The organism is Caldifermentibacillus hisashii (assembly GCF_039654145.1).
GTDB classification, from domain to species: Bacteria; Bacillota; Bacilli; order Bacillales; family Caldibacillaceae; genus Caldifermentibacillus; species Caldifermentibacillus hisashii.
In genome coordinates, this window is sequence record NZ_CP155467.1 from 3007009 (window position 1) to 3022783 (window position 15775).

At 38.2% G+C, this 15775-nt stretch carries 16 protein-coding genes and 1 riboswitch; all 16 genes read right to left on the reverse strand.

What is annotated here, in order from left to right; genetic code table 11:
* Positions 1-3 precede the first annotated feature (3 nt).
* The 16 genes from serC to NSQ14_RS14730 all read right to left on the reverse strand — a co-directional run bounded on the left by serC (position 4) and on the right by NSQ14_RS14730 (position 15734).
* The gene (serC, locus tag NSQ14_RS14655) at positions 4-1086 is read right to left on the reverse strand and encodes a 3-phosphoserine/phosphohydroxythreonine transaminase (protein WP_326973634.1); all 1083 of its coding nucleotides are present in this window, start codon (positions 1084-1086) and stop codon (positions 4-6) included.
* A gap of 267 nt (positions 1087-1353) precedes the next feature.
* The gene (gene sufB / locus NSQ14_RS14660) at positions 1354-2751 is read right to left on the reverse strand and encodes a Fe-S cluster assembly protein SufB (RefSeq protein ID WP_034772145.1); all 1398 of its coding nucleotides are present in this window, start codon (positions 2749-2751) and stop codon (positions 1354-1356) included.
* Between the two features lie 59 nt (positions 2752-2810).
* Positions 2811-3251 carry a Fe-S cluster assembly sulfur transfer protein SufU gene (sufU, locus tag NSQ14_RS14665; RefSeq protein WP_041903553.1) on the reverse strand — a complete coding sequence of 147 codons (441 nt, stop codon included), beginning with the start codon at positions 3249-3251 and terminating at the stop codon, positions 2811-2813.
* Entirely contained in the window at positions 3241-4470 is a 1230-nt protein-coding gene (locus NSQ14_RS14670; RefSeq protein WP_326973635.1) for a cysteine desulfurase, read from the reverse strand. The genes sufU and NSQ14_RS14670 overlap by 11 nt, the downstream gene beginning before the upstream one ends.
* Positions 4470-5780, reverse strand: coding sequence for a Fe-S cluster assembly protein SufD (gene sufD / locus NSQ14_RS14675; RefSeq protein WP_346216525.1), 1311 nt, complete (start codon positions 5778-5780; stop codon positions 4470-4472). Before sufD ends, NSQ14_RS14670 begins: the two co-directional genes overlap by 1 nt.
* Positions 5781-5810: 30 nt before the next feature.
* On the reverse strand, positions 5811-6590 hold the full coding sequence (gene sufC / locus NSQ14_RS14680) for a Fe-S cluster assembly ATPase SufC (RefSeq protein ID WP_041846722.1): 780 nt from the start codon (positions 6588-6590) through the stop codon (positions 5811-5813).
* 327 nt (positions 6591-6917) lie between these two features.
* Positions 6918-7769 (reverse strand): MetQ/NlpA family ABC transporter substrate-binding protein, encoded by an 852-nt coding sequence (locus tag NSQ14_RS14685; RefSeq protein WP_251246001.1) that lies wholly within the window; start codon positions 7767-7769, stop codon positions 6918-6920.
* Between the two features lie 17 nt (positions 7770-7786).
* The gene (locus NSQ14_RS14690; protein WP_034772165.1) at positions 7787-8455 is read right to left on the reverse strand and encodes a methionine ABC transporter permease; all 669 of its coding nucleotides are present in this window, start codon (positions 8453-8455) and stop codon (positions 7787-7789) included.
* Positions 8448-9473, reverse strand: a complete 1026-nt coding sequence (locus NSQ14_RS14695) for a methionine ABC transporter ATP-binding protein (RefSeq protein WP_034772167.1) — start codon at positions 9471-9473, stop codon at positions 8448-8450. The genes NSQ14_RS14690 and NSQ14_RS14695 overlap by 8 nt, the downstream gene beginning before the upstream one ends.
* Before the next feature lie 144 nt (positions 9474-9617).
* Positions 9618-9727: riboswitch (SAM riboswitch) on the reverse strand.
* Between the two features lie 253 nt (positions 9728-9980).
* Positions 9981-10310 (reverse strand): SCP2 sterol-binding domain-containing protein, encoded by a 330-nt coding sequence (locus tag NSQ14_RS14700; protein WP_034772172.1) that lies wholly within the window; start codon positions 10308-10310, stop codon positions 9981-9983.
* 186 nt (positions 10311-10496) lie between these two features.
* Positions 10497-10802, reverse strand: a complete 306-nt coding sequence (locus NSQ14_RS14705; RefSeq protein WP_034772299.1) for a thioredoxin family protein — start codon at positions 10800-10802, stop codon at positions 10497-10499.
* Between the two features lie 33 nt (positions 10803-10835).
* A complete protein-coding gene (locus tag NSQ14_RS14710; protein ID WP_346216526.1) occupies positions 10836-11183 on the reverse strand; it encodes a toprim domain-containing protein in 348 nt (115 codons plus the stop codon).
* Positions 11184-11453: 270 nt separating this feature from the next.
* A complete protein-coding gene (gene gcvH / locus NSQ14_RS14715) occupies positions 11454-11840 on the reverse strand; it encodes a glycine cleavage system protein GcvH (RefSeq protein WP_041848331.1) in 387 nt (128 codons plus the stop codon).
* 209 nt (positions 11841-12049) lie between these two features.
* Positions 12050-12412, reverse strand: coding sequence for an arsenate reductase family protein (locus tag NSQ14_RS14720; RefSeq protein ID WP_326973636.1), 363 nt, complete (start codon positions 12410-12412; stop codon positions 12050-12052).
* A gap of 278 nt (positions 12413-12690) precedes the next feature.
* The gene (locus NSQ14_RS14725) at positions 12691-14475 is read right to left on the reverse strand and encodes an acyl-CoA dehydrogenase family protein (RefSeq protein ID WP_108898569.1); all 1785 of its coding nucleotides are present in this window, start codon (positions 14473-14475) and stop codon (positions 12691-12693) included.
* Positions 14476-14558: 83 nt separating this feature from the next.
* On the reverse strand, positions 14559-15734 hold the full coding sequence (locus NSQ14_RS14730; RefSeq protein WP_343126892.1) for an acetyl-CoA C-acetyltransferase: 1176 nt from the start codon (positions 15732-15734) through the stop codon (positions 14559-14561).
* Positions 15735-15775 lie beyond the last annotated feature (41 nt).

The following is a 15775-nucleotide window of genomic DNA, read 5'->3' on the forward strand; positions in this document are numbered from 1 at the left end:
CCCTTAAATATGTTTTCTCTCAAATTCATTCATGAAATCAACTAACGCCTTGACACCTTCAATTGGCATCGCGTTGTAGATGCTCGCACGCATTCCCCCTACGGAACGGTGACCTTTTAATTGATGTAATCCTTCTTGTTCAGCTTCTTTTACAAATAATTTATTCAGTTCATCGGAATCCGTCATAAACGGAATATTCATTAATGAACGGTCTTCTCTTTTCACGTTTGAATAAAATAATTTGGAATCTTCTATTGCCTTATATAGGAGATTGGCTTTTTCTTTGTTTCTTTCTTCTATGGCTGCGACTCCACCTTGTTCTTTTAACCATTCCATCAAAAGCATTGTTATATAAATTGCAAAAGTTGGTGGTGTATTATATAAGGAATTATTTTTCGCATATGTTTCATAGTTGAGCATGGTTGGAACATCTGCTTTCGCATGTCCAATCAAGTCTTCACGAATGATGACAATGGTCAACCCCGATATGCCTAAATTTTTCTGAGCACCGGCATAGATTAAACCGAATTTTGACACATCCCATTGTTCTGATAATATATTCGATGATGCATCAGCTACCAAAGGAACATGACCGGTAATTGGAAATTTTGTAAACCGTGTACCCTCAATTGTGTTATTTGTTGTAATATGCACATAGTCTGTTTGTTCATTAATTTGTTGTAAATCTTGCTCCGGAATATATGTGAAATTCTGATCATCTGAGGAAGCCAAAATTTTTGCTTCTCCGATTTTTTTCGCCTCAGAAAGGGCTTTTTTTGACCATGACCCCGTATTCACGTAGTAGGCATGTCCGCCGTCCTTTAATAAATTTAACGGAACCATAGAAAATTGTAATGATGCTCCCCCTTGAATAAACAGCACCCGGTATGTTTCAGGTATTCCCATTAATTCCCTGATTAGTTCTTCTGTCCGCTCAATAATTTTCTTGAAATCAGAAGAACGATGGCTCATTTCCATTACGGACATACCCTTCTCTTGATAGGACAATAATTCTTCCTGAGCCCGTTCAAGAACTGAAACCGGTAGTTGTGCAGGACCCGCTGAAAAATTGTATACTCTTCCCACGTATAATTTCTCCTTTTCTCTGACAAAAATAATAATTTGATAAAATATAGTATAACATAAAAATTGATAATACAATTATAAAACCAATAATTTATTTAATTAATATATTATCATTTTAATACGAAAAAGGATATGGGAAATAAAGAATTTTTTGCGTTTTCCTGTTGACGCTGGTGAATTAGAGGGGGGCACTGGTGAATCGCAAAAAAAGCATCCGGCCAAGTAAAACAATACTTAGTCGAATGCTCTTTTTACTTATAAATTCAATTACCCAATACTGCCTTCCATCTCGAATTTGATCAATCGATTCATTTCAACGGCATATTCCATTGGCAGTTCTTTGGTAAATGGTTCAATAAAGCCCATAACAATCATTTCTGTCGCTTCTTCTTCAGAAATCCCTCTACTCATCAAGTAGAATAATTGTTCTTCAGACACTTTCGACACTTTTGCTTCGTGTTCCAAAGAGATGTTATCGTTTAGGATTTCGTTGTATGGAATCGTATCAGAAGTTGATTGATTATCCATAATAATTGTGTCACATTCAATATTGGCCTTGGCACCATCTGCTTTACGGCCGAAGTGCACTTGACCACGATAGGTTACATTTCCGCCGAGTCTTGAAATGGATTTTGAAACAATCGTGGAAGAAGTATTTGGTGCTAAATGATACATTTTTGCCCCGGCATCTTGGCGTTGACCCTTACTTGCAAATGCAATGGAAAGTGTCATGCCTCGTGCACCTTCACCTTTCAATAACACGGAAGGATACTTCATAGTCAACTTCGAACCGATATTGCCGTCAATCCATTCCATTGTTGCCCGTTCTTCACAAACTGCCCGTTTTGTTACTAAGTTATAGACGTTATTTGCCCAGTTTTGAATCGTTGTATAACGGCAATATGCGTCTTTTTTAATAATAATTTCTACAACGGCACTATGAAGTGAGTTTGTTGTGTAAACAGGTGCTGTACATCCTTCTACGTAATGGACGGAAGCCCCTTCATCAACAATGATTAACGTACGTTCAAATTGACCCATGTTTTCCGAATTAATCCGGAAGTAGGCTTGCAGCGGTGTATCTACTTTCACACCCGGTGGAACATAAATAAACGATCCTCCCGACCAAACGGCAGAGTTTAAAGCTGCAAATTTGTTATCTGTATAAGGGACGACTGTTCCGAAATATTTACGGAAAATATCTTCGTTTTCTCTTAATGCCGAATCGGTATCTTTGAAGATAATTCCCATTTTCTCCAAATCTTCCTTCATATTATGGTACACAACTTCAGACTCATATTGGGCGGACACCCCTGCTAAATATTTTTGTTCTGCTTCAGGGATACCCAATTTATCAAAGGTCCGCTTGATTTCTTCCGGTACTTCATCCCAAGTACGACCTTGTTTTTCGGACGGTTTGACATAGTAAGTAATTTCATCAAAATTCAATTCGGATAAATCTCCACCCCATTGTGGCATTGGTCTTGCATAAAAATGTTCCAATGCTTTCAATCGGAACTCAAGCATCCATTCCGGCTCATTTTTCATTTTTGAAATCTCTTCAACGACTTTCCGTGTCAATCCTCGTTCTGTTCGGAAAACAGAAACGTCTTTATCGCGAAATCCATATTTGTAATCGCCAATCTCAGGCGCCTTTTTTGCCATTCTTCCTTCCTCCATTCGTCCGATAATTTCGTTGTGCTTCCTACGAAAATTTTCGCCTGTTATTCATTAGTCGAAAGTAATCCTTTTTCCATTGCTTTCCAGGCAAGTGTCGCACATTTAATTCGTGCCGGAAATTTGGAAACACCATGTAATGCTTCGATATCACCTAAATCCAGATGTTCATCATCATAGTCTTTTCCTTGGACCATTAATGAAAAAATACGGGATAATTTAAGGGCGGTATTGATATCTTTTCCTTTTATAAGCTGAGTCATCATTGAGGCAGAAGCCATGGAGATGGAACAACCTTCTCCTTCAAATTTTACATTTTCAATAATGCCGTCCTTTTCTTTCATTGTTAAGCGAATACGATCACCACATGTCGGATTATTCATGTCAATCGTTACATTTCCATCCGGTAAAACCCCTTTATTCCGAGGCTTTTTATAGTGATCCATAATCACACGGCGGTATAACGCGTCTAATTGTTCAAAAGACATCACTGAAAAACTCCTTTGCTTTGACGAGCCCCATAGCCAACCGATCCACATCTTCTTTTGTATTATATAAATAAAAGCTTGCCCGTGCAGTCGCCGTTACATTCAACCATTTCATTAACGGTTGAGCACAATGATGTCCCGCCCGAACGGCAATTCCTTCTGTATCAAGGACTGTCGCAACATCATGGGGATGAACACCATCAATGTTAAATGTTACAACTCCGGCACGTTTACTTATTTCTTTTGGACCATAAATCGTCAACCCGTCGATTTCGGATAATTTATCGATCGCATATTCGGCAAGTTGATGTTCGTGGTTTTGAATCTCATTCATTCCAATGGACTCTAAGTAATCAATTGCTGCCCCCAGACCAATCGCACCGGCAATAGTCGGGGTGCCGCCTTCAAATTTCCACGGTAATTCCTTCCATGTTGAATCATACAATTCAACAAAATCAATCATTTCTCCGCCGAACTCGACCGGTTCCATTTGTTCCAATAAATGTTCTTTTCCATATAATACACCGATTCCCGTCGGACCGCACATTTTATGCCCGGAAAAAGCATAAAAATCACAATTCAAATCTTGGACATCTACTTTTAAATGAGGTGTACTTTGGGCACCATCCACGACAACAACGGCTCCTTTACTATGGGCGATTTCAACAATTTCCTTAATCGGATTTATTGTACCCAAAACATTGGAGACATAAGTAATGGCGACGATTTTTGTCTTTTCCGAAATGGTATGACGAACCTCCTCTAAAGAAAGCGTACCATCTTCTTGAAGCGGAAAATATTTTAGCGTAGCTCCCGTCTTTTTGGCCACTTGCTGCCAAGGGATGAGATTGCTGTGATGTTCCATATAAGTGAGCACAATCTCATCACCTTCTTTCACAATTTCCCGTCCGAAACTAGTTGCCACAAGGTTGATGGATGTTGTCGTACCTCTCGTAAAGATGACTTCCTTCGTTGACTTCGCATTTATGAAATTTTTTACCTTTTCCCGTGCACCTTCGTAAGCATCCGTCGCTTTTGTTCCAAGTGTATGAACCCCTCTGTGAACATTGGAATTATATTCACGATAGTATTGATTTAATGTTTCAATCACCGATAACGGCTTTTGCGAAGTAGCCGCACTGTCCAGATAGACAAGGGGATGATTATTGACATTTTGGTGCAAAATCGGAAAATCTTTACGAATTCGTTCGATATCCATCATTTTACTTTCCTTTCAATAACTTCTGTTAACTGTTTTTTTACCCCTTCAACCGGCAATTGGTTGACAACAGGTGCCAAGAAGCCGTATATAATCAATCGTTCTGCTTCGGCTTTCGAAATACCACGGCTCATTAAATAATAAAGTTGAGTCGGATCAACCCTGCCTACCGAAGCAGCATGACCTGCCATAACATCATCTTCATCAATTAACAAAATCGGATTTGCGTCTCCGCGTGCTTTATCACTTAGCATAAGGACACGCGTCTCTTGTTCGGCGTTGGATTTTGAAGCGCCATGTTCAATTTTGCCAATTCCATTAAACACTGTGGTGGCATTATCTTTAACCACACCATGTTTTAAAATGAATCCTTCCGTACCTTTCCCATGATGGATAACTCTTGTTGTAAAGTTTTGAATTTGTTTCCCACGACCAACAACAACTGTTTTTGTGTCAGCAAAGGAACCGTCACCATGTAAATTGGTCGTATTATCAGAAATCGTATTCCCGTCATTCATTAATCCTAAAGCCCATTCGATTCGAGCATCCCACCAAGCATAACCGCGTCGGTTGACATAGGTGGTGACTCCTTTTGCCAACGTATCAACTGCACCAAATTTTACATTGGCATTATCCTGTGCAATCACTTCTGTAATGATATTGGCAATGCCCTCCAATTCATCATTTAATGAAAAATAATTTTCCACATAGGTTACTGCACTATTTTTATCCGCAACAATTAACACATGGTTAATCAGTGGGGCATCCGCATTATCATGGACAAAAATGGTTTGGATCGGCTCATTGATTTGAACGTTTTGCGGAATATAAAGAAATGCTCCGCCGTTTACTAAAGCCGTATGGAAAGCAGTTAACCGATTTTCGTCAACTTTCACAGCATTCGTCATAAAATATTTCTGAACAAGATCTCCATGTTCCTTAACTGCCGTTAATAAATCAGTAAAAATAACCCCTTTTTGTTTCAATTCGTCCGATAAAGAAACAAAACCGGCTGTTTGATTATGTTGAACATAAAGATTTTTCACACCACCTTCAACATTAATCAACGACTTCACTTGTTCAGGAAGTTGATCGACATTAGTATAGACAGAGCTTGCCTGAGCGTGTTGTTGAAAGTGAGTAAAATTCCATTTATCGATTTTTGTCCGGTCCGGATTAGGCAACGGTAATACGTCAATTTTTTCCAATGCAGCGAGACGTAAATTTTTAAACCAATCAGGCTCGTTATTTTGTACAGAAAATGATTCAATCAGGGCTTGATCGAATGGATATTGTACTTGTGTAGTCATGTTTATCCTCCTAACTGTGGCAATTCTTTATTATCCGACTTCTATTTCGTCCTCGATACCAAGTTCTTTTTTAATCCAGTCATAACCTTCTGCTTCCAGACGTTGAGCTAATTCAGGGCCGCCTGATTTAACAATTCTTCCTTGTATCATTACATGCACGAAGTCAGGAGTAATATAGTTCAACAAACGTTGGTAGTGTGTAATAATTAAGCAACTAAAGTCATTGCTGCGCATCGCATTAATCCCTTTTGATACAACTTTTAGCGCATCAATATCAAGACCGGAGTCAATTTCATCCAAAATGGCAATACTTGGTTCAAGCATCATTAATTGAAGAATTTCGTTACGCTTTTTCTCCCCGCCTGAAAACCCTTCATTTAAATAACGTTGAGCCATATTTAAATCCATTTCTAAATACTCCATTGTTTTATCTAGTTTTTTTATAAATTGCATTAACGGAATTTCATTACCTTCTTCGCGTTTTGCATTAATCGCTGAACGTAAAAAGTCTGCATTTGTCACCCCGCTAATTTCACTTGGGTATTGCATTGCTAAGAATAAGCCTGCTTTTGCTCGTTCATCGACTTCCATTTCAAGAACATCTTTTCCATCCATTGTAACAGTACCGCTTGTAATTTCATATTTAGGATGGCCCATAATGGCTGAAGCTAACGTTGATTTACCTGCACCGTTCGGCCCCATGACCGCATGAAATTCACCGGGTTTTATCTCTAAATCAAGTCCTTTGATAATCTCTTTATCTTCAATTGCTACATGTAAATCTTTAATGACTAATGTTGATCCTGCCATTTTGCTAACCTCCATTTATATATAAGATGTTATTCTCAATTTATTATCATTCTAATTTTATAGCAAATTCAAATTAGAATCAACTGATTGAGTACTTATTGTATATATAAATTTATTATATACCTTTTTACAGATAATGAGAATCAATTGGGATAAATGATAAGGGGATTTTCGTGGGGATTTATTAAGAAAGGACCGGAAAACATTCCGACCCTCTCATTTTACACCCAATATTTTCAATTTACAAACGATGAACCAATTGCTCACTTTACATTTAGTTTCTGTCCAAATTATTTGTACTTATTCAAAAGTTTATTTGATTCCTTTTTATTCCCCGTCGACCGGAACGACTGAACCGCCCCATTTATCAAGTATGAATTGTTGAATTTCATCAGAGTGCAATACATCTACCAAAGCTTTAATTTCTTCTCTGTTTTCATCACCTTTTCTAACTGCAATGACATTTACATAAGGAGATTCACTGTCTTCAATTGCAATACTGTCTTTAACCGGATTTAATCCAGCATCAAGCGCATAGTTGGAATTGATAACGACCAGATCACCTTCACCGTTATTATAAATTGTCGGTAGCATATCCGGTGCATAGTCATATTCGAATTTCAAGTTTTTCGGATTGCTCGCAATATCATCAAGGGTTGCTCCCGTTTTATCAGTTCCATCCTTTAATGTAATTAATCCTTTTGCTTCAAACAATGTAAGGATACGACCATGATCAGGAACATTGCTGCTCATTATGACAGTAGCCCCATCTTTAACCTCATCTAATGATTTATATTTTTTGGAATAGATTCCAATTGGTTCAATATGAATCCCGCCTGCATTGACGAAATCATAGTTAAATTCTTTATTTTGTGCTTCTAAGTAAGGAATATGTTGGAAAAAGTTTGCATCCAGATCTTTATCTTTTAATGCCGGATTAATTAATTCATACTTACTGAATGTTTTAATTTTCAAATCAATCCCTTGTTTAGCTAAAATCGGCTTTGCTTTTTCCAAAATTACTGCATGTGGTTCATTCGTTGCACCAATGACTAATGTTTTTGTATCCTTTCCACTGTCTCCGTCACTTTCACCCGCTGTTTTGTCGTCCTTCCCTCCGCAAGCTGCCAGAGTGAAAACAAGAATTGTACTGAACAATAATGTAAGTAATTTTTTCATTTTGGTTTCCCCCTCATTCATCTTTTATCAATTTTTTTTGTTATTATATCTCCAATAAATTGGATGATAAATACGATAATTAAGATTAATAGTGTTGCAAATAAAGTTACATCATTTTGATTACGAGAAAATCCATCTAAATAGGCATAATCACCTAAGCCGCCAGCTCCGATGACACCGGCTATCGCAGTGTAACCGACTAACGCAATCGCTGTAACTGTAATTCCGGAGATAATCGCAGGCATTGATTCCGGAAGCAATACTTTAAAAATAATGGTACTTGTCTTGGCCCCCATCGCTTTTGCAGCTTCAATGACTCCTTTATCAATTTCCCTTAAGCCAATTTCAACCATTCTTGCATAAAATGGTGCGGAACCAATGATTAAAGCCGGTAATGCCGCTTCCATACCGATCATGGTGCCTACTAATACCCTCGTGAACGGAATAAGTAAAACAATCAATATAACAAACGGAATGGACCGAAAGATGTTGACAACTGCTGAGATGATCCAATTAATGAATTTATTTTGCCATAAATTTCCTTCTGATGTTAAAAACAGTAATAATCCTAAAATAATACCGATAATGAAAATCCAAACAAGAGAGATCCCGGTCATATATAAAGTTTCAACCGTCTTTTCCCAGGCTTTTTCCCAATCAACATTCGGGAAGAGTGTTTCAATCATTTTGTACCACCTCCACCCCGACTTGATTTTTGTTTAGGAAGTCGATTGCCGCCTCAATATCACTTGGATTTCCTTCAATATGGATAAATAAAGTTCCATAGGCACCGTTTCGTGTTTGTGATACTTTTCCTTGCAAAATATTAACAGTAACCGGCAGCTCTCTTATTAATCGTGTAATTATCGCTTGTTCAGCTACATCACCGATAAACGATAATTTTGCAATTTTCCCGTCCGGATATTTCTCTAATAAATGGTCAATTGTCTCTTTCGTTTCTTCCGGTTCTGTCACCTGACCAATAAAGCGTTTTGTAATTTCTTCTTTTGGATGTCGGAATATATCAAGAACAGGTGCAATTTCAACAATTTTTCCACTGTCCATGACGGCCACACGATGACAGATTTTTCGAATGACATGCATTTCATGGGTAATTAAAATAATCGTTAAACCTAATTTCCTGTTAATATCCACAAGCAGATCAAGAATTGCGTCCGTCGTTTGCGGGTCAAGTGCTGATGTTGCTTCATCACATAATAATACTTTTGGATTATTAGCGAGTGCCCGGGCAATGCCGACCCTTTGTTTTTGACCGCCGCTTAGTTGGGATGGGTAAGCATCTTCTCTACCCTCTAAGCCGACAAGTTTAATTAAATTCTCTACCCGTTTTTCCCTTAAAGCCTTTGGAACACCTGCAATTTCCAGTGGGAATGATATATTACCGCGTACCGTTCTCGACCAGAGAAGATTGAAATGTTGGAAAATCATACCAATTTCTCGACGGGCCAAGCGTAATTCTTTCCCGCGAATATTTGTAATATCTTTATCGGCAATGGTGAGTGAACCTTCCGTAGGTGTTTCCAGTCCATTGAACATACGGATCAATGTGCTTTTCCCGGCACCGCTATAACCGATGATTCCAAAGATTTCTCCCTCATCTATCGTAAAATTCACATGATTTACAGCCGTTAATGGCCCGGATTTGGTTGTGAAAACTTTCGTGATATTTTGTACATTGATCATTTCACACCCTCCTTCAGTCTAAACTTCTCCTTTTTGTAGGAAATGATCAAAATGTGAGACGAATTATTTTATTTCTTGTTTAAAAATAAAAGCCTTCCTACACTGATAAGTAGAAAGGCACGCGAATATAATCGAATGTCCTTTCTCTTATCTCTCAAAGTCTTTAAACTTTGTGTGAATTGGCACCATTTCAATAAAAAATTGACGGTTGCCGGGCTTCATCGGGCACATCCCTCCACCTCTCTTGATAAGAGTTAGACGCTAGTATTTATTTTATTTAATATAAGATTCATATTATCATTAAAAAATAGTTGAGTCAATAAAGATTTTTTTATATACTAATGAAAAATTTCCAACTAAATTTTTTCGGTAACCCCAAAACTCGGTAATTGCGGTGTTCATTTTTTTGAAACACGGGCTTTTTCGACTATATCCACCAATTAGGATATATTTATCCAAGAACCGCACCCGCTCTAGCCGTTAATTCCCCCGAACCCGATTGATTCCTTATCCTTCTACCCGTTGGAGCCAGAAAAATGATTCAAGCAAAAGCATTGTTCGGTAATTACATTCAATTTGAACATGACGTAACTTTATTGCTTCTTGCAGCCGTATTTTTCCATCAAGGATAGATTGAATCATCTTTTCCTCTCCTGACAACTCACAATCTATTTCACCATTATATTCCTTTATGAATTCAACCTTGTCTTTAGAAAAAATGAGATAACAAGCGTCTTTTCGGTTCCGAATCAGAACAGTGACCGGCTCGTTCGGAACTAAAATTCGAACAACCGGTTGATGATTGATCCTCTTTAGAAAATTATCGACAGCCACCATACTGAGATACCCCCGAGCAATATTGAGCCGAGTACCGTTTTGTAGCAATGTTACGTTCATAATCAGGCTCTATTTATATTAATTCTCTATATGTTAAAATTCTCCTTTTTTAAAAAAAATAAAATAGCCGCCCTTTCAAAAGGTTATTTTGTCAATTTCACATAAACCTTTTAGGACAGCATCGGATTAAAGTTTTTTTAATTTTTCATATAAGTAAGGAACATCTTGAAAGGCATAAATTTTTTCTTTCACTTGATGTTCATTGAAGAGGACTAAACAGGGAACACTTTCGATAAAAAATGTCTCCGCAATTTCCGGTAAATAATTTATATCGGCTTTCCCAATCGGTAAGTCCGGCAATAATTTCGTGATCACTTCTAACATTTTTCCTGCTACTTGACAAGTACCACATAAAGGGGTGTATAAGTAAAAGGCACCTTTCTTCCCGCTCTTTAAATATTGGTAAAATGTTTCACCAGTCCATTGTTCCATTTGATTCATCCCTTATTTCCATATGGCTTAAGATTACAATAAATATTTTGAATGTACTTGTATATTTGCTTGTAAAAGAACAGTCGCAACATGATTTTCCGGGACTGAAGCAACTTCCCGATAGGTACGATCAATGTATATATGTTTTGCTTCCGGAAATTCACGTTTGAATTGTTTTCTCAATTTGTCTCCTGAGTCATCAGCATCAAAAAGCACAAATACTTCTTTATCATATAACATATCAATTAGTTCATCCAATTTGCTCAGCCCAATCGTTCCATTTGTACAGATGATTTCTACAGATTCATTTATTACCTCTTGTACTTTTTTCTTATCCGATTTTCCCTCTACAATTATAACTTTCTCAACAGCTTCCTCCATTTTCGATCACCTATCCAACATGATACAAAGAAACAACAAGATAGACAACTAATATGTTCCTTTTTATATTACTATGCAACTTTGAAAAATTATTGAAGGAATAGGGAAAAAAGGAAGAACACATTAGCTTGACTCCCCCTATTTTCCTTTATCTGTATGCGAAACATATAAAAGGAACGAATCATATTGTACATGAAATTCCAATTTTCCCCTGACAAAATTAAAAAAAGGACATCTAAACTCAGATGCCCTCCAAAATATGTATCTCATTTATTTTGCTTCATTAATCATTTGATCGTATTCGTCGGCGTTCATTAATGTTTCTAATTCAGAAAGGTCTTTCGGTTCAATGACAACCATCCAAGCTTGTTCATATGGAGATTCGTTAACTAATTCCGGACTGTCGGTTAATTGTTCATTAACTTCAACAATTGTCCCGCTGATCGGTGCATACAATTCAGAAACTGTTTTTACCGATTCCACACTTCCAAATGGCTCATTCACCTGTAATTTTTTTCCAACTTCAGGAAGTTCCACGAAAACAATATCACCGAGTTCTGATTGAGCAAAATCACTGATACCGACCCGGACTTTATCCCCTTCTACTTTTACCCACTCATGCTCCTTGGAAAAACGAAAATCTTTTGGTGTTCCCATGCTAATCCCTCCAAAAATGATGTATAGAACAAATTTATCATACAAAAGCGATTGTTAAAAGTACAACTAAACGACTATTTATTTACCCGTTCTTTTTGGAACTTGTTCATCACCTACATTGCTAATTAACTCGTACAATAAACGACTATTTATCTTAAGATTCTTATTAAAACTTGTTCACACACATCGCGAATTAACGCGAACAATAACTATTTATCTAACCACTCCTTTTCGAACTCTTCTTCTTTAAAACCGACAGTCACTTTCTCACCATTTGTTACAATCGGCCTTTTTAAAAGCATGCCATCAGAAGCTAAAAGATCAAGTAGCTCCCCTTCTTCTAAAGTGTTTATTTTATCTTTTAGGCCCAATTCACGATATTTTTGACCACTCGTATTAAAAAACCTTTTCAATTCCAACCCGCTTTTTTTATATAATTGCTTAATTTCATCACAATTGGGGGGATTTTCCACAATATGGACAGCATGATAGGAAACCCCGTGTGCATCTAACCAGTTTTTGGCTTTACGACATGTCCCGCAGTTCGGATACCAATAAAATGTTATCGACATTTTAACACCACCTTATCATTTACAATCCTTCTTTTTCTATTATAGCATGTAGCGTTAGTTTGAAAAGAATCAGCCTTTTACCGATTCGTAAATCTCCTGTTTAGGAAAAATAGTTTGTGTAATAGTAGCCGGAAAGAAAAAACAGTTCATGTGAGTGGATCCTTTCAAGTAAATCTTGCAAAAATAGTTACAAGACCTGACCTTTGAATCCGTCCCACCATGAACTGTTTTACATGTAAGAGAATGAATTTTGTTAATTATGATTGTTTAATATCACATTATACAATATATTTTTCTGCTTCAATTAATTTATCTGCAGCTTCCCGTTTTTTCGGAATCACATTAATTGGTGTGTAACGGGTTAATTTGCGTAATGAAGATAATAACATCCGCTGAGTATCACCGTCGGATACAGCAATTAATGTTTCTTTTGCATCCGCTTCGATTCGGTTGAAGGCGGCTTGAGCAAAAATTTCTGTATAAAGCAGTTTTTGTTTGCTCTTTTCTAAACCGTCACGGGCAATCGCCTTTTCTGTGCGTAATACTGCAGATTCCATCGCATAGGTAAAGGAAACGATATCAGCAATATTTACAAGGATTTCTTGCTCCTCTTCCAGTTTTTCTCCAAATTTTTGAACTGCAAGACCGGCTGCCATTAATGCGATTTTCTTTGCGTTACGGACTAAATATTTTTGCAATGCTAATGGTTCATCACCCGGTTCTTCCGGCATCAGCATCATAAGTTCTTCTTGTAAGCTTTGTGCTTTTTCAAATAAAGGCAGTTCACCTTTCATTGCTTTTTTCACATAGGTGCCCGGGACGAGTAAACGGTTAATTTCATTGGTTCCTTCAAAAATACGATTGATTCGAGAATCACGGTAAGCCCGTTCGATTTCATATTCTTGCATGAATCCGTAACCGCCATGGATTTGTACCCCTTCGTCAACAACATGGTCTAATACCTCTGTGGAGAAGAATTTATTTAAGGAGCACTCAATGGCATATTCCGCAATGGAAGCGGCAATTGCTTTTCCGTCTCTTGCTTCTTCTTCACTAAAACTGCCCATTCTTTCATCAAATAGGCCGACTGTGCGATAAACAGAACTTTCTGCGGCATAAATTTCAGAAGCTAATGTCGCTAATTTTTCTTTGGTTAAGTTGAAGCCGGCAATTGTACGGTTAAATTGTTTCCGTTCTTTGGCATACTTTACTGTTAGTTCAAATGCAGATTTGGAACCGCCGACTGCCCCAACACCTAATTTATAGCGGCCAATATTCAAAATATTAAAGGCAATCACGTGACCGCGGCCAACTTCACCTAAAACATTTTCAACAGGGACCGGAACATCTTCTAAAATTAATGTACGAGTGGACGAACTCTTAATTCCCATCTTCTTTTCTTCTGCACCGGTAGATACGCCCGGGAATGTGCGTTCAACAATAAATGCAGTGAATTTTTCACCGTCGACTTTAGCATAAACGACAAATACATCAGCGAAGCCGGCATTGGTAATCCATTGTTTTTCACCGTTTAAAATATAGTGGGTACCTGCTTCATTTAATTTTGCCGTTGTTTTTGCACCTAATGCGTCCGATCCGGATCCGGGTTCTGTCAATGCATAAGCGGCAAGCAGTTCCCCGGATGCAAGTTTCGGTAAATATTTTTGTTTTTGTTCTTCATTACCGAATAGAACAATCGGCAATGATCCGATTCCGACATGGGCTCCGTGAGAAATCGAGAAACCACCGGCACGAGACATTTTTTCAGCAATCAGCGCAGAAGTAATTTTATCTAAACCAAGACCACCGTATTCTTCCGGTACGTCTGTCCCAAGTAAACCAAGTTCCCCGGCATGCTTTAACAGTTTCACAGAGTATTCGAACTCATGATTTTCCAATTTTTCTACGACAGGCATGACTTCATTTGCAACATAGTCTTCTGTTGTTTTTGCAATCATTAAATGTTCTTCTGTAAAATCTTCCGGTGTAAATACTTGATCCGGACCGATTTCTTCAATTATAAAACTACCACCTTTTACAATTTCATCAACAGATTTTGCCATGAAAAATTCCTCCCTAAAAATTATATTTAGTTGAAAAGAATATGAAAGGAGCAACTCTCATATTCTTATTGTTTCCAATTTCCTTACAGCAGTTCAAACACACCTGCTGCACCCATTCCGCCTCCGATACACATTGTGACGACACCAAATTGAACATCTCTTCTTCGCATTTCATGGATAAGAGAAAGCGTTAATTTTGCACCGGTGCAACCAAGTGGATGACCTAAAGCGATTGCTCCGCCATTGACATTGACAATCTCTTCATCTAAACCTAATTCCCGAATCACTTGAATCGATTGAGAAGCAAAGGCCTCATTTAACTCAATTAATCCGATATCAGACAATTCTAACCCGGCCAGTTTCAGTGCTTTTGGAACTGCGACGACAGGACCAATTCCCATAATTTCCGGCGGCACACCCCCCACTGCAAAAGAACGGAATTTGGCAAGCGGCTTTAACCCTTCTGCCTTTGCTTTTTCCCGATCCATTAAGAGAACCGCTGCCGCACCGTCACTTGTTTGTGAAGCATTACCGGCCGTAACCGTACCTTTGACATTGAAAGCCGGGCGTAATTTCGCCAAAACTTCCAAGGTGGTATCCGGTCTAACACCTTCATCAGTCGTAAATTGAACAGTTTTTTCAACGAGTTTATTGTTTTCATCGACGGAGCGGAAGGTGACATCAACAGGGACAATTTCCTCATTGAATTTCCCTTCAGCAATCGCTTTTGCCGCTCTTTGATGGCTTCTCACGGCAAAAGCATCTTGTTCTTCCCGAGTAATGCCGTATTTTTCCGCAACTTGCTCAGCTGTATGACCCATGCCCATATAATATTCCGGTGCCGTTTCAGCTAAATTTGCATTCGGGCGAACCACATGTCCCATCATTGGCACCATGCTCATGGATTCAGCACCACCGGCTAAGACAGCTTCTGCCCCACCAAGCATGATTTTTTCCGCGCCATAGGCAATTGCTTGCAATCCCGATGAACAATAGCGATTAATGGTAATTGCCGGTACTGTATATGGGAGACCTGCCAATGCACCAATATTTCTTGCCATATTTAATCCTTGTTCGGCTTCCGGCATTGCACAGCCGATAATTAAATCATCAATCGGGCCTTCATAATCATTTGCTCTTTTTAATGTTTCTTTTACAACCAGTGCACCTAAGTCATCCGGTCGCGTATGACGAAGTGTTCCTTTTTTTGCCCTTCCCACAGGTGTCCGCGCACCGGCGACAATTACTGCTTCTCTCACATCGTTTCCCCCTTTGTACTCGAATAAAAAAGTATAGTAAT

Excerpts from the sequence above, each read along its gene's own strand:
- sufC (WP_041846722.1), bottom strand. The coding sequence starts at position 6,590 with ATGGCAGGATCAACATTAGTCATTAAAGATTTACATGTAGCAATTGAA.
- NSQ14_RS14670 (WP_326973635.1), bottom strand. The coding sequence starts at position 4,470 with ATGGATATCGAACGAATTCGTAAAGATTTTCCGATTTTGCACCAAAAT.
- NSQ14_RS14690 (WP_034772165.1), bottom strand. The coding sequence starts at position 8,455 with ATGATTGAAACACTCTTCCCGAATGTTGATTGGGAAAAAGCCTGGGAA.
- NSQ14_RS14685 (WP_251246001.1), bottom strand. The coding sequence starts at position 7,769 with ATGAAAAAATTACTTACATTATTGTTCAGTACAATTCTTGTTTTCACT.
- NSQ14_RS14700 (WP_034772172.1), bottom strand. The coding sequence starts at position 10,310 with ATGGTGGCTGTCGATAATTTTCTAAAGAGGATCAATCATCAACCGGTT.
- sufD (WP_346216525.1), bottom strand. The coding sequence starts at position 5,780 with ATGACTACACAAGTACAATATCCATTCGATCAAGCCCTGATTGAATCA.
- sufU (WP_041903553.1), bottom strand. The coding sequence starts at position 3,251 with ATGTCTTTTGAACAATTAGACGCGTTATACCGCCGTGTGATTATGGAT.
- NSQ14_RS14705 (WP_034772299.1), bottom strand. The coding sequence starts at position 10,802 with ATGGAACAATGGACTGGTGAAACATTTTACCAATATTTAAAGAGCGGG.
- gcvH (WP_041848331.1), bottom strand. The coding sequence starts at position 11,840 with ATGGGAACACCAAAAGATTTTCGTTTTTCCAAGGAGCATGAGTGGGTA.
- NSQ14_RS14710 (WP_346216526.1), bottom strand. The coding sequence starts at position 11,183 with ATGGAGGAAGCTGTTGAGAAAGTTATAATTGTAGAGGGAAAATCGGAT.
- NSQ14_RS14695 (WP_034772167.1), bottom strand. The coding sequence starts at position 9,473 with ATGATCAATGTACAAAATATCACGAAAGTTTTCACAACCAAATCCGGG.
- NSQ14_RS14725 (WP_108898569.1), bottom strand. The coding sequence starts at position 14,475 with ATGGCAAAATCTGTTGATGAAATTGTAAAAGGTGGTAGTTTTATAATT.
- sufB (WP_034772145.1), bottom strand. The coding sequence starts at position 2,751 with ATGGCAAAAAAGGCGCCTGAGATTGGCGATTACAAATATGGATTTCGC.
- NSQ14_RS14720 (WP_326973636.1), bottom strand. The coding sequence starts at position 12,412 with ATGTCGATAACATTTTATTGGTATCCGAACTGCGGGACATGTCGTAAA.